Source organism: Cellulomonas sp. HD19AZ1 (genome assembly GCF_004535805.1).
GTDB classification, from domain to species: domain Bacteria; phylum Actinomycetota; class Actinomycetes; order Actinomycetales; family Cellulomonadaceae; genus Cellulomonas; species Cellulomonas iranensis.
This window is the reverse complement of record NZ_SPHX01000007.1, coordinates 217,635-240,278: the sequence shown is the minus strand read 5'-3', so window position 1 is coordinate 240,278 and position 22,644 is coordinate 217,635. Positions and strand designations below refer to the sequence as shown.

22 protein-coding genes and 1 tRNA gene are annotated in these 22,644 nt (G+C 74.8%); 22 read left to right on the top strand and 1 reads right to left on the bottom strand.

The genetic code is table 11. The annotated features are described in order from the left end of the window. Positions 1-233 precede the first annotated feature (233 nt). Both E4A51_RS16235 and E4A51_RS16230 read left to right on the top strand, forming a co-directional pair. Entirely contained in the window at positions 234-1,322 is a 1,089-nt protein-coding gene (locus E4A51_RS16235; RefSeq protein WP_240696519.1) for a chorismate-binding protein, read from the top strand. A gap of 36 nt (positions 1,323-1,358) precedes the next feature. Beyond that, positions 1,359-2,222, top strand: coding sequence for an aminotransferase class IV (locus tag E4A51_RS16230; protein WP_134852373.1), 864 nt, complete (start codon positions 1,359-1,361; stop codon positions 2,220-2,222). A gap of 72 nt (positions 2,223-2,294) precedes the next feature. Here E4A51_RS16230 and E4A51_RS16225 read toward each other — a convergent pair whose 3' ends face one another. Then, positions 2,295-2,723, bottom strand: coding sequence for an SsgA family sporulation/cell division regulator (locus tag E4A51_RS16225; RefSeq protein ID WP_134852372.1), 429 nt, complete (start codon positions 2,721-2,723; stop codon positions 2,295-2,297). Positions 2,724-3,008: 285 nt separating this feature from the next. Between E4A51_RS16225 and E4A51_RS16220 the strand changes: the two genes are divergently transcribed. From E4A51_RS16220 to E4A51_RS16125, 20 genes are all read left to right on the top strand, one after another. Beyond that, positions 3,009-3,080: transfer RNA gene (locus E4A51_RS16220), tRNA-Val, on the top strand. Between the two features lie 143 nt (positions 3,081-3,223). Then, positions 3,224-5,281 carry an NAD(+) synthase gene (locus E4A51_RS16215; RefSeq protein WP_134852371.1) on the top strand — a complete coding sequence of 686 codons (2,058 nt, stop codon included), beginning with the start codon at positions 3,224-3,226 and terminating at the stop codon, positions 5,279-5,281. 135 nt (positions 5,282-5,416) lie between these two features. Further along, complete coding sequence (gene thrS / locus E4A51_RS16210) at positions 5,417-7,432, top strand: threonine--tRNA ligase (protein WP_134852370.1); 2,016 nt, start codon at positions 5,417-5,419, stop codon at positions 7,430-7,432. Positions 7,433-7,435: 3 nt separating this feature from the next. Next, positions 7,436-8,008, top strand: coding sequence for an HIT domain-containing protein (locus tag E4A51_RS16205; RefSeq protein ID WP_134852369.1), 573 nt, complete (start codon positions 7,436-7,438; stop codon positions 8,006-8,008). Positions 8,009-8,011: 3 nt separating this feature from the next. Further along, a complete protein-coding gene (gene pgsA / locus E4A51_RS16200; protein WP_046528323.1) occupies positions 8,012-8,623 on the top strand; it encodes a phosphatidylinositol phosphate synthase in 612 nt (203 codons plus the stop codon). After that, positions 8,620-9,609: a phosphatidylinositol mannoside acyltransferase gene (locus E4A51_RS16195; protein WP_134852368.1), complete on the top strand. Its 990-nt coding sequence runs from the start codon at positions 8,620-8,622 to the stop codon at positions 9,607-9,609. The genes pgsA and E4A51_RS16195 overlap by 4 nt, the downstream gene beginning before the upstream one ends. 11 nt (positions 9,610-9,620) lie before the next feature. After that, positions 9,621-10,811: a glycosyltransferase family 4 protein gene (locus E4A51_RS16190; protein ID WP_134852437.1), complete on the top strand. Its 1,191-nt coding sequence runs from the start codon at positions 9,621-9,623 to the stop codon at positions 10,809-10,811. An 8-nt stretch (positions 10,812-10,819) separates the two neighbouring features. Then, the gene (locus E4A51_RS16185; RefSeq protein ID WP_070319128.1) at positions 10,820-11,491 is read left to right on the top strand and encodes a hypothetical protein; all 672 of its coding nucleotides are present in this window, start codon (positions 10,820-10,822) and stop codon (positions 11,489-11,491) included. A 177-nt stretch (positions 11,492-11,668) separates the two neighbouring features. Continuing rightward, positions 11,669-12,580, top strand: coding sequence for a pyridoxal 5'-phosphate synthase lyase subunit PdxS (gene pdxS, locus E4A51_RS16180; RefSeq protein ID WP_046528326.1), 912 nt, complete (start codon positions 11,669-11,671; stop codon positions 12,578-12,580). Then, complete coding sequence (locus tag E4A51_RS16175; RefSeq protein WP_070319116.1) at positions 12,577-13,173, top strand: NUDIX hydrolase; 597 nt, start codon at positions 12,577-12,579, stop codon at positions 13,171-13,173. Before pdxS ends, E4A51_RS16175 begins: the two co-directional genes overlap by 4 nt. Before the next feature lie 78 nt (positions 13,174-13,251). After that, positions 13,252-14,445 (top strand): pyridoxal phosphate-dependent aminotransferase, encoded by a 1,194-nt coding sequence (locus E4A51_RS16170; RefSeq protein WP_134852367.1) that lies wholly within the window; start codon positions 13,252-13,254, stop codon positions 14,443-14,445. Positions 14,446-14,545: 100 nt separating this feature from the next. Next, on the top strand, positions 14,546-15,166 hold the full coding sequence (pdxT, locus tag E4A51_RS16165) for a pyridoxal 5'-phosphate synthase glutaminase subunit PdxT (RefSeq protein WP_046530515.1): 621 nt from the start codon (positions 14,546-14,548) through the stop codon (positions 15,164-15,166). 90 nt (positions 15,167-15,256) lie between these two features. After that, a complete protein-coding gene (locus tag E4A51_RS16160; protein WP_046528329.1) occupies positions 15,257-16,012 on the top strand; it encodes a YebC/PmpR family DNA-binding transcriptional regulator in 756 nt (251 codons plus the stop codon). 70 nt (positions 16,013-16,082) lie between these two features. After that, positions 16,083-16,649 (top strand): crossover junction endodeoxyribonuclease RuvC, encoded by a 567-nt coding sequence (gene ruvC / locus E4A51_RS16155; protein WP_046528330.1) that lies wholly within the window; start codon positions 16,083-16,085, stop codon positions 16,647-16,649. 75 nt (positions 16,650-16,724) lie between these two features. Then, the gene (ruvA, locus tag E4A51_RS16150; protein ID WP_046528331.1) at positions 16,725-17,336 is read left to right on the top strand and encodes a Holliday junction branch migration protein RuvA; all 612 of its coding nucleotides are present in this window, start codon (positions 16,725-16,727) and stop codon (positions 17,334-17,336) included. Between the two features lies 1 nt (position 17,337). After that, positions 17,338-18,405, top strand: coding sequence for a Holliday junction branch migration DNA helicase RuvB (gene ruvB / locus E4A51_RS16145; RefSeq protein ID WP_134852436.1), 1,068 nt, complete (start codon positions 17,338-17,340; stop codon positions 18,403-18,405). A gap of 150 nt (positions 18,406-18,555) precedes the next feature. Continuing rightward, on the top strand, positions 18,556-18,951 hold the full coding sequence (gene yajC / locus E4A51_RS16140; RefSeq protein ID WP_134852366.1) for a preprotein translocase subunit YajC: 396 nt from the start codon (positions 18,556-18,558) through the stop codon (positions 18,949-18,951). Between the two features lie 141 nt (positions 18,952-19,092). Beyond that, positions 19,093-20,970, top strand: a complete 1,878-nt coding sequence (secD, locus tag E4A51_RS16135; protein WP_240696518.1) for a protein translocase subunit SecD — start codon at positions 19,093-19,095, stop codon at positions 20,968-20,970. Then, entirely contained in the window at positions 20,970-22,073 is a 1,104-nt protein-coding gene (secF, locus tag E4A51_RS16130; RefSeq protein WP_134852364.1) for a protein translocase subunit SecF, read from the top strand. The genes secD and secF overlap by 1 nt, the downstream gene beginning before the upstream one ends. Continuing rightward, positions 22,070-22,624 (top strand): adenine phosphoribosyltransferase, encoded by a 555-nt coding sequence (locus tag E4A51_RS16125; RefSeq protein WP_134852363.1) that lies wholly within the window; start codon positions 22,070-22,072, stop codon positions 22,622-22,624. Before secF ends, E4A51_RS16125 begins: the two co-directional genes overlap by 4 nt. The last annotated feature ends 20 nt before the right edge of the window (positions 22,625-22,644 follow it).

Here is a 22,644-nt window from a genome sequence, read left to right as displayed (position 1 = left end):
TCCTGGTGCGTCGAAGACTCTAGACGACAAACTCGGGGAGAGTCCAACCGGCTCGCTGAGCGCGTCGTCACACCGGCCCTCCGGCGTGTCCGCGTGACGGGCGCGGGAGAGTGTGCTGACGGTCCAGCCGCAGGTCACCGGACGGTCGCGCCCCGTTCGCCCGGGCGTCGCGGGAGGGCGCCGCGACGTGGTCGTGCCGCGGGTCCGGTGGGTCGCGTCGGTAGGTTGGGGCCGTGCCCGCGCCCGCCATCCCGCCCGCCCCCGCGGCGCCCGGCGTCGCGTGGTTCGGCGGGCGTCGCGCGATCGGCGTCGTCGAGCACGCGGACCTGCGCGCCCGCCCCGACGCGCTCGCGACACCCGGCTGGTGGGCGCTCGTGGGGGAGTTCGAGGGCCGCGTCGACGCGTGGCGGTTCGCACGCGTCGGGCCCGACCGGGCCACCGTCGACCCGGCGACGTGGCGCGGCCCGGCCCCCGGTGCGTGGACCACGTCGCTCGACCGTGACGCCTACGTCGCCGCGGTCGACCGCGTGCGCGGTCACGTGCGCGACGGGCTCGTCTACCAGGCCAACCTCTGCCGCGTGCTGTCCGCGCCTCTGCCCGTCGCCGGCGGTGACGAGCCGGACGCACGCGCGCTCGGGGCGCGCCTCGCGGCCGGGAACCCCGCGCCGTACGCGGGTGGCGTGCACGTGCCGTCCGGCGGCGCCGTGCCCGGCACGTGGGTCGTGACGGCGTCGCCGGAGCTGTTCCTGCGCGTGCGCGACGGCGTCGTGACGTCCGGGCCCATCAAGGGCACGGCGGCCACGCCCGACGGCCTCACGGCCAAGGACCGCGCCGAGAACGTCATGATCACCGACCTCGTGCGCAACGACCTGCAACGCGTGTGCCGCCCGGGCACGGTCGCGGTGACCGACCTGCTCGCGACCGAGGCCCACCCCGGGCTCGTGCACCTGGTCTCGACGGTCACCGGCGAGCTCGCGCCCGACGTCGCGCACGCACCCGACCTCGTCGCGCGGCTCCTGGACGCGACCTACCCGCCCGGCTCGGTGTCCGGTGCGCCCAAGAGCTCGGCGCTGCGCGTCATCGCCGAGCTCGAGCGCGCGCCGCGCGGACCGTACTGCGGCCTCGTCGGCTGGGTGCGCGTCGGCGGCGACGGCACCGTCGAGGCCGAGCTCGCCGTCGGCATCCGCACGTTCTGGTGGCGCGACGGCACGCTGCGGTTCGGCACGGGCGCCGGGATCACGTGGGCGAGCGACGCCGCCGCGGAGTGGGACGAGACGGAGCTCAAGGCGGCGCGGCTCGTCGCGCTCGCGTCCGGCGCCTGACCCCGCCCGGCGCGGCCCCGGTGGCAGGATGGCCGGGTGGACCTCGCGATCTGGGCCGGCGGCCGGCTGCACACCCTCGACGAGCCCGTGCTGACGGCCGTCGACCACGGCCTGACGGTCGGCGACGGCGTCTTCGAGACGTGCGGCGTGCACCGCGGCACCGCGTTCGCCCTCACGCGGCACCTCGAGCGCCTGCAGCGCTCGGCCGACGGCCTGGGGCTGCCCCCGCTGCCGCTCGACGAGGTGCGCGAGGGCGTCCGCGCGGTCCTGGCGGCCGCGGGCGACCGCGCCGGCCGGTTGCGCATCACGGTGACGGGCGGCCCCGGCCCCATGGGGTCGCAGCGCCTCGCGCCCGCCGAGCAGCGGCCGACCGTGGTCGTCGTGGCGGCGCCCGGGGGAGCGAGCGACGTCGCGCGCGCCGTGCGCGTGCCCTGGGTGCGCAACGAGCGGTCGCCGATCGCAGGGCTGAAGACGACGTCGTACGCCGAGAACGTGGTCGCGCTCGCGCGGGCGCGCGAGGCCGGCGCGGACGAGGCGCTGCTCGCGGACACGCGGGGCCGGCTCAGCGAGGGCACGGGGTCCAACGTCTTCGTCGAGGTGGGCGGTGAGCTGCTGACACCCTCGCTCGAGACGGGCTGCCTCGCCGGCATCACACGTGACCTGCTGCTGCTGTGGGGCCGTGAGGCGGGGCTCCCGGTCCGCGAGGCGGCACCCGACGAGCTGCCGTGGGGCGTGCTCGACGAGGTCGTCGGGGGTCGGGCCCACCTCGTGCTCACGGGGTCGGTGCGCAACGTCACGCCCGTGGTGCGGCTCGACGAGGTCGACGTCGCGGCGGGCCCGCTCGCGGCCGAGGCGCGGCGCGTGTTCCTCGCGCGGATGGCGGACGACCTCGACCCCTGACGCACGACGGCCGGCCCCGCACGAGGCGGGACCGGCCGGGTGTCGTGGTGCGCCGCGTCGCGGCGCGTGGGGTCAGGCGGTCAGCAGCGCCGCGATGAGCGCCGTGATCTCGCCCTCCATCTTGTCGGACTCGTTGCCGACGGGCACGAGAGCCTGCGTCGCGGCGAGGAACCGCAGCAGCGGCTCGGTCGGTGCCGCGAGCAGCGCGCTGCCCTCGACCCCGGACAGCGAGACGAGCGTGTAGTCGGGGTCGTCGTCGCGCCACACCTGCACGTCGCCGCTCCCCGCGGGGGCGTCGGCCACGGCGTGCACGCCCTGGACCAGCAGCTCGCGGCCGAGCAGCCACGTCGACATCGTGTGCGCGCCCGTGAACACGGCGCGGACGGTGTAGGGGTCGCTCGTGCGGAAGGACAGCTCGGCGGACACCGGGATCACCGTGGCGTCCGACCCGATCAGCTGCATGGCGACGACCTCGACGACGTCGTACGACGAATCCGCCATCGGGGTCCTCCTGTCGGGGGTGCGGCCCACCGCGGGCCGTGGGAACACATCATGGCAGGACGGATGTCCCATTGGACCGGTGCGTGCCCACAGTTCACCCGCCCGGACCCTTCCTGACCAGTAGGAAAGCGTTCGCCGGGCCGCTGCGGGTGAACGGTAAGCGCCTTCTGCGGTGCTTTGCACGACTTCTGGGGCTCGCGACGGCCCCGGTTCGGAGATCCGGCCGACGTCCGCTAGCATCGTCTCCCGTGCCGCCCACGGGTGGTGCACGTCGTTCGACACGACGGGCGATTGGCTCAGTGGTAGAGCGCCTCGTTCACACCGAGGAGGTCACTGGTTCGAACCCAGTATCGCCCACCCGCACAGCACGCCCCCGGCTCCGGCCGGGGGCGTGCTGCGTTCCCGGAGGTCCCCCGTGACGTCGCCCGGGTCGGGCTCGCGCACGCGTACGAACCGCGTCGCCGCAGGTGGCGCGGCAGCCCGCGTGCCAGACTCGCGACGTGGACTTCCTCTCCGCCTACGCCCACGGGTTCGCCCGCGTCGCGGCCTGCACCGTGCCCGTCACGGTGGCCGACCCGGCGCGCAACGCCGCCGCCGTCGTCGCCGCGGCCCGCGCCGCGCACGACGACGCGGTCGCCGTGGCCGTGCTCCCCGAGCTCTGCCTGTCCGGCTACGCGATCGACGACCTCTTCCTGCAGGACGCGCTCCTGGACGCCGTGCGCGACGCGCTGGACGAGGTCGTGGCCGCGTCGAGGGACCTTCGGCCCGTGCTCGTCGTGGGCGCGCCCCTCGCGCACGGCACCCGTGTCCTCAACGCCGCCGTCGTGGTGCACCGCGGACGCGTGCTGGGCGTCGCGCCCAAGTCGTACCTGCCGACCTACCGCGAGTTCTACGAGCGGCGCTGGTTCGCGCCCGGCGACGACGTGCGCGGCACCACCACGGTCGCGGGGCAGGAGGTGCCGATCGGGCCCGACCTGCTGTTCGCCGCGTCCGACGTGCCCGGACTCGTGCTGCACGTCGAGGTGTGCGAGGACATGTGGGTGCCCGTGCCGCCGAGCGCCACCGCGGCGCTCGCCGGGGCCACCGTCCTGGTCAACCTCTCGAGCAGCCCCATCACGGTCGCGCGTGCCGAGGACCGCCGGCTCCTGGTCCGCTCGGCGTCCGCGCGCTGCCAGGCCGCCTACGTGTACGCCGCCGCGGGCCAGGGGGAGTCGACGACCGACCTGTCGTGGGACGGCCAGACCATGCTCTACGAGCTGGGCGAGCTGCTGGCCGAGGGCGAGCGCTTCGCCGACGGCGTCGTGCTGACGACCGCCGACGTCGACCTCGACCGCATCCGCCAGGAGCGGCTGCGCACGGGCACGTTCGACGACAACCGCCGCGGTCTCGGCCTGCCGCCCGCCGGCGGCTCGCACCGCACGGTGACGTTCACGCTCGACCCGCCCGCCGGCGACGTCGGGCTGCGGCGGCCCGTCGACCGGTTCCCGTTCGTGCCCGACGACCCGGCACGCCTCGCGCTCGACTGCTACGAGGCCTACAACATCCAGGTCTCCGGCCTCGAGCAGCGGCTGCGCGCCGTCGGCGGCGCGAAGGTCGTCATCGGCGTGTCCGGCGGCCTGGACTCGACGCACGCGCTCATCGTCGCCGCCAACGCCATGGACCGGCTCGGCCGCCCCCGCAGCGACATCCTCGCGTTCACCATGCCCGGCTTCGCGACGAGCAGCACGACGCTCGCGTCCGCGCTCGCGCTCATGGAGGCGCTCGGCACGACGTCCGAGACGATCGACATCCGTCCCGCCGCCCGTCAGATGCTCGCCGACCTCGGCCACCCCGCCGGTGCGGGCGAGGAGGTCTACGACGTCACGTTCGAGAACGTGCAGGCCGGCCTGCGCACCGACTACCTGTTCCGCGCCGCCAACCAGCGCGGCGGGATCGTGCTCGGCACGGGCGACCTCTCGGAGCTCGCGCTGGGCTGGTGCACGTACGGCGTCGGCGACCAGATGTCGCACTACGCCGTGAACGCGGGCGTCCCCAAGACCCTCATCCAGCACCTGATCCGGTGGGTCGTGGGGGAGCGGCACTTCGACGACGCGACCAACGCGGTGCTGCTGCGCGTCCTGGACCAGGAGATCTCGCCCGAGCTCGTGCCCGTGCGCGACGGCGAGCCGCTGCAGTCCACCGAGGACACGATCGGCCCCTACGCGCTGCACGACTTCACCCTGTACCAGGTGCTGCGGCACGGCACGCGGCCCAGCAAGGTCGCGTTCCTCGCGTGGCACGCGTGGCACGACGCCGCGGCCGGCGCCTGGCCCGCCGGGTGGCCGCAGGACCGCCGCACGTCCTACGACCTGCCGACCGTGCGGCGCTGGCTCGAGGTCTTCCTGCGCCGGTTCTTCGCGTCGCAGTTCAAGCGCTCGGCGCTGCCCAACGGCCCCAAGGTCAGCGCGGGCGGCACGATGTCGCCGCGCGGCGACTGGCGCATGCCGTCCGACGCGTCGGCCGCCGCGTGGCTCGCCGAGCTCGACGCGCGCGTCCCGCACGACCTGCCGCGCGTCTGACCACGGCCTGACCTTGTCGGTCGCGGCGCACCGCGTCGGTGGTCGGGCGCCGCGGTCGGTAGCATCGACCACGCCCTGGTCGGCGAGCGCCGACGTGCCGTGACGCGGCGGGCGTGCACCCGAGGAGCCCTGATCGTGCCCGAGCAGATCACCCTGACCGTCGACGGCGTCGAGACCCCGGTCGCGCAGGGCACGACGGGCACGGACCTGTTCGGCGACCGCCGCGACGTCGTCGTCGTGCGCGTCGACGGCGAGCTCACGGACCTCGCGCTGCCGCTGCCCGCCGGCGCGGTCGTCGAGGCCGTCACCGTCGACTCGCCCGACGGGCTGTCGGTGCTGCGGCACTCGGCGGCGCACGTGCTCGCGCAGGCGGTGCAGGAGGTCAACCCGCAGGCGCGCCTGGGCATCGGCCCGCCCATCACCGACGGGTTCTACTACGACTTCGACGTCGAGACCCCGTTCACGCCCGAGGACCTCAAGGCGATCGAGAAGGTCATGAACCGGATCGTCAAGGAGGGGCAGACCTTCCGACGCTGGGACGTGACCGAGGCCCAGGCGCGCGAGGAGCTCGCGGCCGAGCCGTACAAGCTCGAGCTCATCGGGCTCAAGGGCGAGGCCGGCGACGCGGCCGACGGCGCGTCGGTCGAGGTCGGTCTCGGCGGCCTGTCGATCTACCAGAACGTGCGGGGTGCGGGCCGCGAGTCCGAGACCGTCGTGTGGCAGGACCTGTGCCGCGGGCCGCACCTGCCCAGCACGCGCCTCATCGGCAACGGCTTCCAGCTCACCCGGTCCGCCGCGGCGTACTGGCGCGGGTCCGAGAAGAACCCGCAGCTGCAGCGCGTGTACGGCACCGCGTGGCCCACCAAGGACGAGCTCAAGGCCCACCTCGAGCGCCTCGCCGAGGCCGAGCGCCGCGACCACCGCCGCCTGGGCAACGAGCTCGACCTGTTCTCGTTCCCCGAGGAGATCGGCTCCGGCCTGTCGGTGTTCCACCCCAAGGGCGGCATCATCCGCATGGAGATGGAGCACTACTCCCGCAGGCGCCACGTGGAGTCCGGCTACTCGTTCGTCAACACGCCGCACATCACCAAGGAGCAGCTCTTCCAGATCTCGGGCCACCTCGACTGGTACGCCGACGGCATGTACCCGCCGATGCAGCTCGACGAGGAGCGCGACGCCGACGGCAACGTGCGGCGCGCGGGGCAGAACTACTACCTCAAGCCCATGAACTGCCCCATGCACAACCTCATCTTCAAGTCGCGCGGGCGGTCGTACCGCGAGCTGCCGCTGCGGCTGTTCGAGTTCGGCACCGTCTACCGGTACGAGAAGTCGGGCGTCGTGCACGGCATGACCCGCGGACGCGGCTTCACGCAGGACGACGCGCACATCTACTGCACCCGCGAGCAGATGCGCGACGAGCTCACGAGCCTGCTCACCTTCGTGCTCGAGCTGCTCAAGGACTACGGGCTCGACGACTTCTACCTCGAGCTGTCCACCCGCAACCCCGAGAAGTCGGTCGGCTCGGACGAGGTGTGGGAGGAGGCCACCGAGACGCTGCGTGCGGTCGCCGAGGCCTCGGGCCTCGACCTCGTGCCCGACCCGGGCGGCGCCGCGTTCTACGGCCCCAAGATCTCCGTCCAGGCCAAGGACGCGATCGGCCGCACGTGGCAGATGTCGACCATCCAGCTCGACTTCAACCTGCCCGAGCGGTTCGAGCTCGAGTACACCGCGCCCGACGGCAGCCGGCAGCGGCCCGTGATGATCCACCGCGCGCTGTTCGGCTCGATCGAGCGGTTCTTCGCGGTCCTCACCGAGCACTACGCAGGCGCATTCCCGGCGTGGCTCGCGCCCGTGCAGGTGCTGGCCGTGCCCGTCGCCGAGCCGTTCGAGCCGTACCTCGACGAGGTCGTGTCGCGCCTGCGGGCGCAGGGCGTGCGCGCCGAGGTCGACCGTTCGGACGACCGGTTCGGCAAGAAGATCCGCAACGCCTCGACGCAGAAGATCCCGTTCGTGCTCATCGCGGGCGGCGAGGACGCCGAGGCCGGTGCGGTGTCGTTCCGCTACCGCGACGGCCGCCAGGACAACGGCGTGCCGGTCGACGAGGCGATCGAGCGGATCGTCACGGCCGTGCGCGACCGCGTGCAGGTCTGAGCCGTGACCTCCTCCGACGAGGTCGAGGTCGAGCCCGCCGGCGCCTTCGCGGGCGACCCGGACGGGCTCGACCGGCTCTGGACGCCGCACCGCATGGTGTACATCGGCGGGCAGGACAAGCCCGCCGACGACGCGCCCGGCGACGGCTGCCCGTTCTGCCGCATCCCGGCGCTGCACGACGAGCAGGGGCTCGTCGTGCACCGCGGCGCGGTCGCGTACGTCGTCATGAACCTCTACCCGTACAACTCGGGGCACCTGCTGGTGTGCCCGTACCGGCACGTCGCCGACTACACGGACCTCACCGAGGCCGAGGTCGCCGAGGTCGCCGCGCTCACCCGCACCGCCATGCGGGTCGTGCGCGACGTCATGGCGCCCCAGGGGTTCAACCTCGGCATGAACCAGGGGCAGGTCGCCGGCGCCGGCATCCAGGCGCACCTGCACCAGCACGTCGTGCCCCGCTGGGGTGGCGACGCGAACTTCCTGCCCGTCGTCGCCCGCACGCGCGCGCTGCCCGCGCTGCTCGGCGACACGCGCGCCGCGCTCGCGGCCGCCTGGCCGGCCACCCCGGAGGTCTGACGCGTGCTCAGCCGCCTGCGCGGGCTCATGACGCGCCTGTGGACCCCGCTCGCCGACGTGCTGCTGCGCGCCGGCGTCTCGCCCGACGCCGTGACGATCACCGGCACGCTCGTCGTGGTCGCCACCGCGCTGTGGGCGTTCCCCACCGGGCACCTGCTGCTCGGTGCCCTGCTCATCGCGCTGTTCACGCTCACCGACTCGATCGACGGCGTCATGGCGCGCCGCGCGGGCCGCAGCGGCCCCTGGGGCGCGTTCCTCGACTCGACGCTCGACCGGTTCGGCGACGGCGCGATCTTCGCGGGCCTCGTGCTCTGGTACACCGGCGCGGGCGACCACCGACCCACGGCAGTGCTGGCGCTCGCGTGCCTCGTGCTCGGCTCGATCGTGCCCTACGCGCGCGCCCGCGCCGAGGGTCTCGGCATGACCGCCTCGGGCGGCATCGCGGAGCGCGCCGACCGGCTCTTCGCCGTGCTGCTGGCCGCGTTCCTCGTCGGCCTCGGCCTGCCGGTCGTCGTCATGACCGTGGTGCTCGCGCTGCTCGCGCTCGCGTCCGCCGTCACCGTCGTCCAGCGCATGGCCGCCGTGCGCCGCCAGGTCCGGGAGGCGGCCTCGTGAGGTTCGACGTCGCGCGCGCCTACCACCTGGCCTGGCGCGTCGGTCACCGCGTCCCGGGCCCCGTCGTGCGCGCGCTGACCACGCTCGGGGCCGACGTCGCGTGGTGGCGCCGCGGGTCCGGCGTGCGCCGCCTCGAGGCGAACCTCGCGCGCGTGCGCCCCGAGCTCGATCCCGCGGCGCTGCGACGGCTGTCGCGCGCCGGCATGCGCTCGTACATGCGCTACTTCGGCGAGACGCTCACGCTGCGCGGCAGCAGCCCCGACCGCATCGCCGCCCGCGTGCGCACGACCGGCGACGCCCCCGTGCGCGCGCTGCTCGCCGACGGGCACGAGGTCGTCCTCGCGCTCGGCCACATGGGCAACTGGGACCTCGCCGGCGCCTGGGCGACCACCCACCTCGGCCACGTGACGACCGTCGCCGAGCGGCTCGAGCCCGAGGAGCTCTTCCAGGAGTTCCTCGCCTTCCGCGAGTCCATCGGCCTGACGATCATCCCGCTCACGGGCGGTGGTGACGTGTTCCGCCAGCTCGTGCGCGTCGCCCGGGGCGGTCCGGGGATCCTGCCGCTGCTGGCCGACCGCGACCTCACGGCCAAGGGCGTCGAGGTCGACCTGTTCGGCCGCCGCGCCCGCGTCGCCGCCGGACCCGCCGCGCTGACGGTCTCGACCGGCGCGCCCCTCGTGCCCGCCGCCATCACGTACGAGCGGCTGCACGGCGCCCGTCGCCGCGCGGCCGGCACGCCGTGGGGCATCGTCATCACGTTCCTGCCGCGCGTCGAGGTCCCCGCGGAGCTGCCGCGTGCGCAGCAGCTCCAGGCCGTCACGCAGGGCTGGGTCGACGCCCTCGCGGCAGCCATCCACGCGCGACCGCAGGACTGGCACATGCTGCAGCGCGTGTTCGTCGAGGACCTCGACCCGGCGCGCGACGCCGCCCGGCGCGCCGCCGCGACGCCGGACCTCGTCGCCGGTGGCGAGGAGGGTGCGTCATGAGCGAACGACCGCTGCGCGTCGGGATCGTCTGCCCGTACTCGTTCGACGTGCCCGGGGGCGTGCAGTTCCACGTGCGCGACCTCGCGGAGTCGCTCCTGCAGCGCGGGCACGACGTGTCCGTGCTCGCGCCCGCGGCCGAGGACACGCCCGTCCCGCCGTACCTGGTCCCCGCGGGCCGTGCCGTGCCGGTCCACTACAACGGGTCGGTCGCGCGCCTCACGTTCGGGCCCGTGACCGCCGGTCGCGTGCGCCGCTGGCTCGCCGCCGGCCGCTTCGACGTGCTGCACCTGCACGAGCCCGTGACGCCCAGCCTGGGCATGCTCGCGCTCTGGATCGCGGACGGCCCGGTCGTCGCCACGTTCCACACGTCCATCACGCGTTCGCGCTCGCTGCAGGTCGCGTACCCGCTCGTCCGGCAGTCGCTCGAGAAGATCTCGCTGCGCATCGCCGTCTCCGAGGACGCCCGGCGCACGCTCGTCGAGCACCTCGGCGGCGACGCGGTCGTCATCCCCAACGGCGTCCAGGTCGACGCGTTCGAGGGCGTCGGCACCGACCCCCGCTGGACCGGCACGCCCGACGCCCCCACGCTCGCGTTCCTCGGCCGGCTCGACGAGCCGCGCAAGGGCCTCGCGGTGCTGCTGAGGGCCATGCCCGCCGTCCTCGACGCCTACCCGGGCGCGCGGCTGCTCGTCGCGGGCCGCGGCGACACCGGCGCCGAGCAGGCGCGCGAGGCGCTCGGCGACCGGGCGGGCGCGGTCGAGCTGCTCGGCGGCGTGAGCGAGCAGGACAAGGCGCGCCTGCTCGCGTCGGTCGACGCGTACGTCGCGCCGCAGACCGGCGGCGAGAGCTTCGGCATCGTGCTGGTCGAGGCGATGAGCGCCGGCAGCGCGGTCGTCGCGAGCGACCTCGGCGCGTTCTCGCGCGTGCTCGACGGCGGCGAGGCGGGCGTGCTGTTCCGCACCGGTGACCCGGCCGACCTCGGCGCGACGCTGGTCCGCGTGCTCGGCGACCCCGAGCTGCGCGCCCGGGTGACCGCGCGCGCGTCGCAGGTCGTGCGCCGGTACGACTGGTCGGCCGTGACCGACCAGGTGCTCGCGGTGTACGAGATGGCCGTCGCCGGGCGTGACGCCCCCGTCGGCGAGGACCCCTCGTCGCTGCGCGGCGCGCGCCTGCTCGAGCTGCGCAGGGGGAGGTCGTTGTGACGGCCGAGATGTGGGCCGACGGCACGGTCGTGCTCGTCGTCGCGGGCGTCGTGCTGCTGCTCGCGTGGCTCGTGTGGGTGCAGGCCTCGCGGCTGGACCGGCTGCACCGCAAGGTCGGCGCGTCGCGTGCGGTCGTCGAGGCGCAGCTCGTGCGCCGCGCCGGCGTGGCGGCCGAGCTCGCGACGAGCGGGCAGCTCGACCCCGCCAGCTCGGTGCTCGTGGGCGAGGCCGCGTGGGCCGCGCTCACGGCCGGCGGGGCCGGCGGCGACGTGCCGTCCTCGGGTCTGCTCCCGCCGGACCTGCGCGCGTTCCTCGGCACGTCGGCGGCCGCGCGGGGCCTCGACCGCGGGCAGGTCGAGAGCGAGCTCAGCGCGACGCTCGACGAGGTGCTCGACGAGCCCGAGGAGGTCGCCGCGCTCACGGCCGACCCCGTGGGGGAGCGGCTGCTCGGCGAGCTCGCGGCGGCCTGGTACCGCGTGCAGCTCGCGCGCCGCTTCCACAACGAGGCCGTCGCGCAGACGCAGCGCGTGCGCCGCGGCGCGCTCGTGCGGCTGCTGCGGCTCGCGGGGCACGCGCCCGAGCCGCGCACGCTCGAGCTCGACGACGCGTGGCCGCGCGGCCTGCCGCTGCCCGGCGAGGCCGCGTCGGCGCGTCAGCCGCGCCCCGGGACCGCGGGCTGACGCACCGGACGACGCACCCGCCGGTCGGCCGGCGTCCGCGTGCCGGTCACCCGGCGGCCGCGCGCGGGCCGCGACCTAGGATGGGCGCGCCCCGACCACGGCGGCCGGTGTCACGCCCGTCCCCGGGTTCCGCCGGGGCGCCGCGCGTCCCGAACCCACGGATCGAAGAGGTCTGACGTGACCGAGAACTCCCAGCCCGCGGCCGCGGGCGAGGTCGGCACCGCCCGCGTCAAGCGCGGCATGGCCGAGATGCTCAAGGGCGGCGTCATCATGGACGTCGTCACGCCCGAGCAGGCGAAGATCGCCGAGGACGCCGGGGCCGTCGCGGTCATGGCGCTCGAGCGCGTGCCGGCCGACATCCGCGCGCAGGGCGGGGTCGCGCGCATGAGCGACCCCGACCTCATCGACGGGATCATCTCGACGGTGTCGATCCCCGTGATGGCCAAGGCCCGCATCGGGCACTTCGTCGAGGCGCAGGTGCTGCAGTCGCTCGGCGTCGACTACGTCGACGAGTCGGAGGTGCTCACGCCCGCCGACTACGCGCACCACATCGACAAGTGGGCGTTCACGGTGCCGTTCGTGTGCGGTGCGACCAACCTGGGCGAGGCGCTGCGCCGCATCACCGAGGGCGCGGCGATGATCCGCTCGAAGGGCGAGGCCGGCACGGGCGACGTGTCGAACGCGACGACGCACATGCGCACGCTGCGCGACGAGATCCGCCGCCTGACGTCGCTGCCCGAGGACGAGCTGTTCCTCGCCGCGAAGGAGCTGCAGGCGCCGTACGACCTCGTCAAGGAGGTCGCGACCACCGGCAAGCTGCCCGTCGTGCTGTTCACGGCGGGCGGGATCGCGACCCCGGCCGACGCCGCGATGATGATGCAGCTGGGCGCCGAGGGCGTGTTCGTCGGCTCTGGCATCTTCAAGTCCGGCAACCCGGCGCAGCGCGCGGCGGCCATCGTCAAGGCCACGACGTTCTACGACGACCCCGACGTGGTCGCGCAGACGTCGCGCGGCCTCGGCGAGGCGATGGTCGGCATCAACGTCGACGACGTGCCGGTGCCGCACCGCCTGGCCGAGCGGGGCTGGTGACCACGGACGAGCAGCGGCCCACCGGGACCGTCCCCGCCGCCGGTGCGGACGGAGGCGGTCCCGGGGGCGCCTTCGGGTCCGAGTGGGTCCCGGGGCCGGACGGCCTGCTGGAGCGCTCCGCCGCGCGCGTGATCCTGCTCGACGAGCACGACCGCGTGCTCCTCGTGCGCGGGCACGACGTCGACCTGCCCGACCGCTCGTGGTGGTTCACGGTCGGCGGCGGCATCGACGCGGGGGAGGACGAGCGCGCGGCCGCGGTGCGCGAGGTCCGCGAGGAGACCGGCATCGTGGTCGACGTCGACGACCTCGTCGGCCCGGTCTACACGCGCTCGGCCGTGTTCGACTTCGCCGCCCGCACGTGCCGGCAGCACGAGGTGCTGTTCCTCGCGCGCGTGAGCAGCGCGGACCTGGCGCTCAGCCGCGACGGCTGGACCGACGTCGAGCTCGACGTGATCGACGAGCTGCGCTGGTGGGACCTCGACGCGCTCGCGCAGGTCACGATCGAGGTGTTCCCGACGGGCCTCGCCGACCTGGTGCGGGACGTCCTGGTGTGGGACGGCACGACGCGGCACCTGGGGCTCGCGCGCGAGTGAGCCGCGCCCGAGCCGCGCGGACCCCTGCGCGTACCGGTCGGTAACGTCGCCGTCACGCGACGGCGCTAGCGTCCCGCCATGCCCCGCCCCGCCGCCGCCTCGCCCGTCACCCGCATCCCCCGCTCGGGGATCCGCACGCTCATGGAGCTCGCGCTGCGCGACCCGGACGCGATCCACCTCGAGATCGGCGAGCCGGACGTCGCACCGCCCGCGCACGTCGTCGACGCCGTCGCCGCGGCGGCCCGCGACGGGCGGACCGGCTACACCTCGAGCCTCGGCCTCGACGCGCTGCGTGCGGCGGCCGCCGACCGCGTGACCCGCACGCACGGCCGGGTCACGACGGCCGACGAGGTCGTCGTCACGCACGGCGCGATGCACGGGCTCGCCATGGCGATGGCGACGCTCCTCGCACCGGGCGACGAGATCCTCTTCCCCGACCCCGGCTTCCCCAACTGGGAGATGGCGGCGGTCGCGGCGTCGGCGGTCGCGCGGCGGTACCCGACGCACGCCGCCGCGGGCTTCGTGCCCGACCCGGACGAGGTCGAGGCGTGCGTCACGCCGCGCACGCGTGCGATCGTCGTGTGCTCGCCCAACAACCCGACCGGCGCGGTCTACCCCGACGCCGTGGTCGCCGCGCTCGTGGACGTCGCGCGCCGCCACGACCTGTGGCTGCTCTCGGACGAGTGCTACGAGGCCATCACGTTCGACGCACCCCACGCGAGCCCGCTCGCGCACGACACCGACGGGCGCGTGCTGGGGTTCTTCTCGCTGTCGAAGACGTACGCGATGACCGGGTGGCGCGCCGGGTACGTCGTGGTGCCCGACCCGCACGTGGTCGACGCGCTCGGCCACCTCGCCGAGGCGACGGTCGCGTGCCCGTCGACCACGGGCCAGGTCGGCGCGCTCGCGGCCCTCACGGGCCCGCAGGACGCCGTCGCGGACGCCGTCGCGTCGTACCGCGAGCGACGCGACGCGGCCTGCGCGCTGCTGCGGCGCCGCGGCGTGCGGCACGTCGAGCCCGACGGCGCGTTCTACCTCATGGTCGACGTGGGCGAGGCCGACACCGACGCGTTCGCTCGCCGGCTGCTCGCCCGTCGCGGCGTCGCGGTCGCGCCCGGCTCGACGTTCGGCGAGCACGCCGCGGGGCTCGTGCGCGTCTCGCTCGCGGCGCCGCGCGACCTGCTGCTCACGGGCCTCGACCGGCTCGCCGACGAGGTCGTGGGCGCGGGTGGCGCCGGGGTCGTGGGGCGCGCCGTCGCCGCCGCGCGGTGACGGCGTCGCCAGGCGCGACGAGGTCGTCCACGTCGGCCCGGCCGGCCGGGTCCTGGCCCGCTCGCGGCCACGCAGGGCGCGGCGCCTAGGATCGGCTGCCGTGCCCCCCACGAGCCCCACGATCGGTGTCCTCGCCCTGCAGGGCGACGTCCGCGAGCACGTCGCCGCGCTGACCTCGCTCGGCGTCGCGGCGGTCGGCGTGCGCCGCCGGTCCGAGCTCGACGCGGTCGACGCGCTCGTCCTGCCGGGCGGCGAGTCCACGACGATCGACAAGCTGCTGCGCGCCTTCGAGCTCGACGGCCCCGTGCGCGAGCGGCTCGCGGCGGGCATGCCGGCGTACGGGTCGTGCGCCGGGATGATCCTGCTCGCGGACCGGATCATCGGCGGCATCGACGGGCAGCGCACGCTCGGCGGCGTCGACATCACGGTGCGCCGCAACGCGTTCGGGCGGCAGGTCGACTCGTTCGAGACCGACCTCGTGATCGACGGCGTCGCCGACAGCGCGACGGACCCCGTGCACGCGGTCTTCATCCGCGCGCCGTGGGTCGAGGAGGTCGGACCGGCCGCCACGGTCCTCGGTCGCGTGGAGGACGGCCCCGCCGCCGGTAGGATCGTCGCGGTGCGCCAGGGCCCGTTGCTGGTCACGTCCTTCCACCCGGAGGTGACGGGCGACACGCGGGTGCACCGACTGTTCGTGCAGATCGTCCGCGACAGCCTGTGACGTCGCGGCGTCCTGCGGCCCGTCCCTCACGGACGGCGCCGCCGGGGCGCGACGCGGGCGGAACCAGCGGAGACGAAGGGGTAACGAGGCATGTCGGGTCACTCCAAGTGGGCCACCACGAAGCACAAGAAGGCCGTCATCGACGCGAAGCGCGGCAAGCTCTTCGCCAAGCTCATCAAGAACATCGAGGTGGCCGCCCGCACGGGCGGCGGTGACCCCGCCGGCAACCCCACGCTCTTCGACGCCATCCAGAAGGCGAAGAAGTCCTCGGTGCCGAACGACAACATCGACCGCGCCGTCAAGCGCGGGTCGGGTGCCGAGGCCGGCGGCGCCGACTACCAGTCGATCACGTACGAGGGCTACGGCCCCGGCGGCATCGCGGTGCTCGTCGAGTGCCTCACCGACAACCGCAACCGCGCCGCGTCCGACGTGCGGGTCGCGTTCACGCGCAACGGCGGCCAGATGGCCGACCCGGGCTCGGTGGCGTACATCTTCAGCCGCAAGGGCGTCGTCATCGTCCCCAAGGAGGGCACCGACGAGGACGCCGTCATGGAGGCCGTGCTCGAGGCCGGCGGCGAGGAGGTCAACGACCTCGGCGAGCAGTTCGAGGTGCTGAGCGAGGCCACCGACCTGGTGCCCGTGCGGTCCTCGCTGCAGGCCGCGGGCATCGACTACGACTCGGCCGACGTCGTGTGGTGGCCGTCGACGCAGATCGAGGTCGACGCCGAGGGGGCGCGCAAGATCCTGCGGCTCATCGACGCGCTCGAGGACTCCGACGACGTGCAGAACGTCTACGCCAACTTCGACGCGTCCGACGAGGTCATGGCCGAGCTCGACGCCGAGTGAGTCGTCCGCCACGGGCCCCGTCACGGTGTGGCGGGGCCCGTGGTGTGCCCGGGCCTGCGACGATGGCGCCGTGCGCGTGCTCGGAGTGGACCCCGGCCTGACCCGCTGCGGCCTCGGCGTCGTCGACGCGCTGCCCGGGCGGCGCGCGCGGCTCGTGCACGTCGACGTCGCGCGGTCCGACCCGACGCTCGACGTCGACCAGCGGCTGCTCGTCATCGAGCGGTCCATCGAGGAGTGCCTCGAGGAGCACGCGCCCGACACGGTCGCCGTCGAGCGGGTCTTCGCGCAGCACAACGTCAGCACGGTCATGGGGACCGCGCAGGTCGCGGGCCTCGCGATGGTCGCGGCCGCGCGGCGTCGCATCCCCGTCGCGCTGCACACCCCGAGCGAGGTCAAGGCCGCCGTCACGGGGTCGGGGCGCGCCGACAAGGCCCAGGTCCAGACGATGGTCGCGCGCCTGCTCGGGCTCGCGGAGGTCCCGCGGCCGGCCGACGCGGCCGACGCCCTCGCGCTCGCGATCTGCCACCTGTGGCGGCCCGCGGGCACGCTCGGCGCGCCGCAGCGCGAGCCCGGTGCCCTCACGGCGGCGCAACGGCAGTGGGCCGCCGCCGAGCAGGCGGCACGCCGGCGCGCCTGACGCGCGCGTGTCGTTCGTACACGTGTTCGCACGTGTGGCACAGTGGTGGCCGGTCCACGAGGGAGGAGCGCCAGGGTGATCGCATCGGTGCACGGCACGGTGCTGGCGGTGCGGCTCGACGCCGCGGTCGTCGAGGTGGGCGGCGTCGGCATGCTCGTCCAGGCCACCCCGGCGACGCTCGCGGGCCTGCGGCTCGGGCAGCCGGCGCGGCTGTTCACGTCGCTCGTCGTGCGCGAGGACTCCCTCACGCTGTTCGGCTTCGCGGACGACGACGAGCGGGACGTGTTCGAGACCGTGCAGACCGTCTCCGGGGTGGGCCCGCGCCTCGCGCTCGCGATGCTCGCCGTGCACACGCCCGACGGCCTGCGGCGCGCCGTCGCCGACGAGGACCTCGCGGCGCTCGTGCGCGTGCCCGGCATCGGGCGCAAGGGCGCGCAGCGCATCGTGCTCGAGCTCAAGGACCGTCTCGGGGCGCCGTCGCCGGCCGGGGGAGCGGGCGCCGTCCCGCTGCCGTCCGACCACCGCGAGCAGGTCGTCGAGGCGCTCGTGGGGCTCGGGTGGCCCGCGCGGGCGGCGCAGGACGCGGTCGCGGCCGTGCTCGACGGCACGAGCGACCCGGTGGGTGCGGACGAGGTCCCCGGCGTGCTGCGTGCCGCGCTGCGGTCGCTGGGCAGCGCCCGTGCGTGACGTGGGCGCGTTCGACGCGCTCCCCGAGGACCTCACGGACGCCGGCGGCGGGACGGACTCGCTCGTGCGCGCGACCGCGGACGAGCCCGAGCGCGCGGCCGAGGCGGCGCTGCGCCCGCGGCGGCTCGAGGAGTTCGTCGGCCAGCGCGTGGTGCGCGACCAGCTCTCGCTCGTGCTCGAGGCCGCACTCGGACGCGGGCGCGCGCCCGACCACGTGCTGCTCTCGGGCCCGCCGGGGCTGGGCAAGACCACGCTCGCGATGATCATCGCGGCCGAGCTCGGCACGTCGCTGCGCGTCACGAGCGGCCCCGCGATCCAGCACGCGGGCGACCTCGCGGCCGTGCTGTCCTCGCTCGAGGAGGGCGAGGTGCTGTTCATCGACGAGATCCACCGCCTCGCGCGTCCGGCCGAGGAGCTGCTGTACGTGGCGATGGAGGACTTCCGCGTCGACGTCGTGGTGGGCAAGGGAGCGGGTGCGAGCGCGATCCCGCTGTCGCTGCCGCCGTTCACGGTCGTCGGCGCGACGACCCGCGCCGGTCTGCTGCCCGCGCCGCTGCGCGACCGCTTCGGGTTCACGGGGCACCTCGACTTCTACGCCGACGACGAGCTCGAGCGCGTCCTGGTCCGGTCGGCGGGCCTGCTCGACGTGCCGCTCGACGCGGACGCCGCCGCGGAGATCGCGTCGCGCTCGCGCGGCACGCCGCGCATCGCCAACCGGCTGCTGCGGCGCGTGCGGGACTGGGCGCAGGTCCGTGGCGACGGGCACCTGCACCTGCCGGCGGCCCGTGCGGCGCTCGAGGTGTACGAGGTCGACCAGCGCGGGCTCGACCGGCTGGACCGTGCCGTGCTCGACGCGCTGTGCCGCCGGTTCGGCGGCGGGCCGGTCGGGCTGACGACGCTGGCCGTCGCGGTGGGCGAGGAGCCCGAGACGGTCGAGACGGTCGCCGAGCCGTTCCTCGTGCGCGAGGGCCTCGTGGGCCGCACGCCGCGCGGTCGCGTCGCGCTCGCGCCCGCGTGGGAGCACCTCGGGCTCGAGGTGCCCGTGCCTGGCGGCACGCTGTTCGACTGACGCGGGCCGTGTCGCGGCGACCTGGCGCAGCACGGGAGGGCGGTCCGCGCACGTCGGGGAACCGACGAGCGCCCGCGCGCGTTGGAGCGGCGGGCCGCGGCGCCTAGACTGCGGCGGACGTCTGACACGAATGCGGGGACACGCGACCTCATGGACTACTCCTTCGTCATCCTTCTGGTGGTGGCCTTCGGTGGGCTGCTCTTCATGTCCAACCGCTCCCGCAAGCAGCAGCGCGAGGCGCAGGACTTCCGCGCCAACCTGGTCATCGGCGACGAGGTCATGACGGGCTCGGGGCTGTTCGGCACGGTCACCGCGATCGAGGACGACGTCATCACGCTCGAGTCGACCCCGGGCACGCGGACCCGCTGGTTGCGCGCCGCGATCGCCCGCAAGGTCGAGCCGCCCGTCGTGGCGGAGGACGTGGACGACGAGGCCGACGACGACGCAGTGGTCGTCGACGACGCCGTCGTCGATGTGCCGGACGACCTGTCCTCCCTGCCGCCCGAGCCGCCGTCGGCCCGCGAGGGTGACCGCGACAGCAAGTGACTCCGGCCCGGGTGACGACGCCCGGGCCCCGACCCCGCCGGGTGCGACCGCGCCCGGTGCGCGCACGAGAGAAGAACTCCGTTGGCACCTCCTCCCCGCCGCCGTGAACGGCCGGTCCGCACGCTCGTCACCCTCGCGGTCGTGGTCGTCGCGCTCTTCGCGACGCTCCTCGCCGGCACGCGCTGGGGCGACGCCGCGCTGACGCCCAACCTCGCGCTCGACCTCGAGGGCGGCACGCAGGTCATCCTCGAGCCCGTGCCCGAGGTCGCGGGTCAGGTGACGTCCGACACGATCAACCAGGCCATCGCCGTCATCCGGCAGCGCGTCGACGCCTCGGGCGTGGCGGAGGCCGAGATCACGAGCCAGGGCGGCGACAAGATCGTGGTCGCGCTTCCGGGCCGTCCGAGCGAGGCCACGCTCGACCTCGTGCGCACGTCGGCGCAGATGGAGTTCCGTCCCGTGCTCGTCGAGGGCTCGCCGACTCCCGCGGCGGCGGGCACGGACCCGTCCGCCGAGCCGACGCCCCCGGCTGACGACACGACCGCGGCGCCCGCCGACGGCGCGACGGCCGACCCGGCGGCGCCCGCCGACGACGCGACCGACGCGGCCGCCGACCCGGTCGCGACGCCCGAGCCCGCCGCGACCGACGGGGCCGCGGACGCGGCCCCGTCGGACGAGCCGGGCAAGGCCGCGCCCGACAGCCCGAGCGACGTCGCGTACTACGTGACGCCCGCCGTGCAGGCCGAGTTCGACGCGCTGGACTGCACGCTCCCGGAGAACCGGACGGGTGGTGCGCCCGGCGACCCCGACAAGGCGTTCGTGGCGTGCGAGCAGGAGGGCCTGGCCAAGTACATCCTGGGCCCGGTCGAGATCCCCGGGGCCGACATCAAGAGCGCGACGTCCGGCCTCGGTGTCAGCTCGTCCGGCGTCCAGACCGGCGAGTGGGTCGTGAACCTCGAGTTCACGTCGACCGGCACGCCGAAGTTCACGGAGGTCACGACCCGGCTCTCGGGGCAGCAGCGCCCGCTCAACCAGTTCGCGGTCGTGCTCGACGCGCTCGTCATCTCGGCGCCGTCGGTCAACGCGGTGATCCCGAACGGCCAGGCGGAGATCTCGGGCACGTTCACGCGGCAGACCGCGGCGAACCTCGCCAACCAGCTGAACTTCGGGTCCCTGCCGGTCAGCTTCGAGGTGCAGAGCGAGCAGCAGATCTCCGCGACGCTCGGGTCCGAGCAGCTCCAGAAGGGCCTGCTGGCCGGCATCTTCGGCCTGCTGCTCGTCGTCGTGTACTCGCTCTTCCAGTACCGCACGCTCGGCCTCGTGACGGTCGCGTCGCTGCTCGTGGCGGCCGTCGTCACCTACGGCGTCATCGCGCTGCTGTCCTGGCTGCAGGGCTACCGGCTCTCGCTCCCCGGCGTGGCGGGCCTCATCGTCGCGATCGGCATCACCGCTGACTCGTTCATCGTGTACTTCGAACGCATCCGCGACGAGCTGCGCGACGGCAGGTCGCTGGGCGCCGCGGTCGACAAGGGCTGGGAGCGCGCGCGCCGCACGATCCTCGCGTCCGACGCGGTCAACTTCACCGCGGCGATCGTGCTCTACCTGCTGGCGGTCGGCGGCGTGCGCGGGTTCGCGTTCACGCTCGGGCTCACGACGATCGTCGACCTCGTCGTCGTGTTCCTGTTCACGCACCCGCTCATGACGCTCCTGGCCCGCACGCGGTTCTTCGCCGACGGGCACCCGGCCTCGGGCCTCGACCCGCGCCGGCTCGGCGTGGACACCGCGCGCTACGTGGGACGCGGCCGGGTCACGACGCCCGGTCAGCGGTCGAAGGGCACGTCCGACGCGCCCACGACCCGCGAGCCCGTCACGGTCGGGGCGGCCGGCATGACGATCGCCGAGCGTCGCGCCGCCGCGCGCGCCGCCGAGGCGAGCGCGACGCCGCCGCAGGACGACCCACCGACGACCGGAACGACCGACGCGCCCGCCGACGGCCGTCCCGAGGGGAGCGACCGCTGATGGCCTCCGGATTCGCCCAGTGGGGCAACGACCTGTACACGGGTCGCCGCTCGTACGACATCGTCGGACGGCGACGCACCTGGTACGTGATCTCCGCCGTCCTCGTGCTGATCTCCGCGGTGCTGCTCGTGCGGCCCGGCCTGAACCCGGGCATCGAGTTCCGCGGCGGGTCGGAGTTCGTGGTGTCGGGCGTCGCGACGACCGACCAGCAGCTCGCGATCGACACGGTCCAGGCGGTCGCGCCGAGCGAGAGCCCGCGCGTCACGACCGTCGGCGGCTCGTCGTTGCGCATCCAGACCGCCGAGCTCACGAACGACGAGGTCGAGCAGGTCAAGAACGGCCTCATGGCCGCGTTCGACGTCACGCAGGACGAGGTGACGAGCGCGTTCGTCGGCCCGTCGTGGGGCAAGGACGTGTCGCAGAAGGCCATCACCGGCCTGGTCGCGTTCCTCGTGTTCGTCTCGCTCGTCATGACCGTGTACTTCCGCAACTGGCGCATGGCTGCGGCCGCGCTCATCGCGCTGTTCCACGACCTGCTCATCACGGTCGGGATCTACGCCGCGGTCGGCTGGGAGGTCACGCCCGCCACCGTGATCGGCTTCCTCACCATCCTGGGGTACTCGATCTACGACACGGTCGTCGTGTTCGACAAGGTGCGGGAGAACACCGCCGACACGCTCGACCAGAGCCGCTTCACGTACGCCGAGAAGGCGAACCTCGCGGTCAACCAGACGCTCGTCCGCTCGATCAACACGTCGGTCGTGGCGCTGCTGCCGGTCGGCTCGATCCTCGTCGTCGGCGCGTTCATCCTCGGGGCGGGCACCCTGCGGGACATCGCGCTCGCGCTGTTCGTGGGCATGCTCGTCGGCGCCTACTCCTCGATCTTCCTCGCGACGCCGCTCGAGGTGACGCTGCGCGAGCGCGAGAAGCCCGTGCGCGACCACACGGCGAAGGTCCTCGCGGCCCGCGCGGGCGCGGTGCACGCCGAGGACGGCGACGGCGCTCCGGTCGCCGTCGGCGCCGCGACGCCGCGCGCGACGGCCGCGCTGCGCCCCGGGGGCCACCTCGGGCAGTCGTCCCAGCCCAAGCGGAAGAAGCGATGAGCGCCGTGGTCGAGGGGACGGACGCCCGGGCCGCCCTGGCACGACGCGTCGACGCGCTGATGCGCACGGTGCCGGACTTCCCGGAGCCGGGCATCCAGTTCCGCGACATCATGCCGCTGCTGGCGGACGCCGACGCGTTCGCCGCGGTCGTCGACGCGTTCGCGGCCGCCGTGCCGGGACCGGTCGACCTCGTCGCCGGCATGGAGGCGCGCGGCTTCCTGCTCGCCGCGCCGGTCGCGACCGCGCTGGGCGCGGGCGTCGTGCCGGTGCGCAAGGCCGGCAAGCTGCCCGGACCCGTCGCGTCGCAGTCGTACGCGCTCGAGTACGGGACGGCGGCCGTCGAGGTGCAGCCGTTCACGATCCCGGACGGTGCGCGGGTGCTCGTCATCGACGACGTGCTCGCGACCGGGGGCACCGCGGCGGCGACCGTGCGCCTGCTGGAGGAGTGCGGCGCCGACGTCGTGGGCCTGAGCTTCCTCGTGGAGCTCGAGGCCCTCGCCGGGCGCGCGCAGCTCGAGGGGCACCGCGTCGACGCGCTGCTCGCCCTCTGACGTCGCCCGTCCGGCGCACG

What these genes read in the sequence shown, in the direction of transcription:
- E4A51_RS16170 (WP_134852367.1), top strand. Translation starts at nt 13,252, where the DNA reads ATGCCCCGCCCCGCCGCCGCCTCGCCCGTCACCCGCATCCCCCGCTCG.
- secF (WP_134852364.1), top strand. Translation starts at nt 20,970, where the DNA reads ATGGCCTCCGGATTCGCCCAGTGGGGCAACGACCTGTACACGGGTCGC.
- E4A51_RS16160 (WP_046528329.1), top strand. Translation starts at nt 15,257, where the DNA reads ATGTCGGGTCACTCCAAGTGGGCCACCACGAAGCACAAGAAGGCCGTC.
- E4A51_RS16225 (WP_134852372.1), bottom strand. Translation starts at nt 2,723, where the DNA reads ATGGCGGATTCGTCGTACGACGTCGTCGAGGTCGTCGCCATGCAGCTG.
- yajC (WP_134852366.1), top strand. Translation starts at nt 18,556, where the DNA reads ATGGACTACTCCTTCGTCATCCTTCTGGTGGTGGCCTTCGGTGGGCTG.
- E4A51_RS16185 (WP_070319128.1), top strand. Translation starts at nt 10,820, where the DNA reads ATGTGGGCCGACGGCACGGTCGTGCTCGTCGTCGCGGGCGTCGTGCTG.
- E4A51_RS16125 (WP_134852363.1), top strand. Translation starts at nt 22,070, where the DNA reads ATGAGCGCCGTGGTCGAGGGGACGGACGCCCGGGCCGCCCTGGCACGA.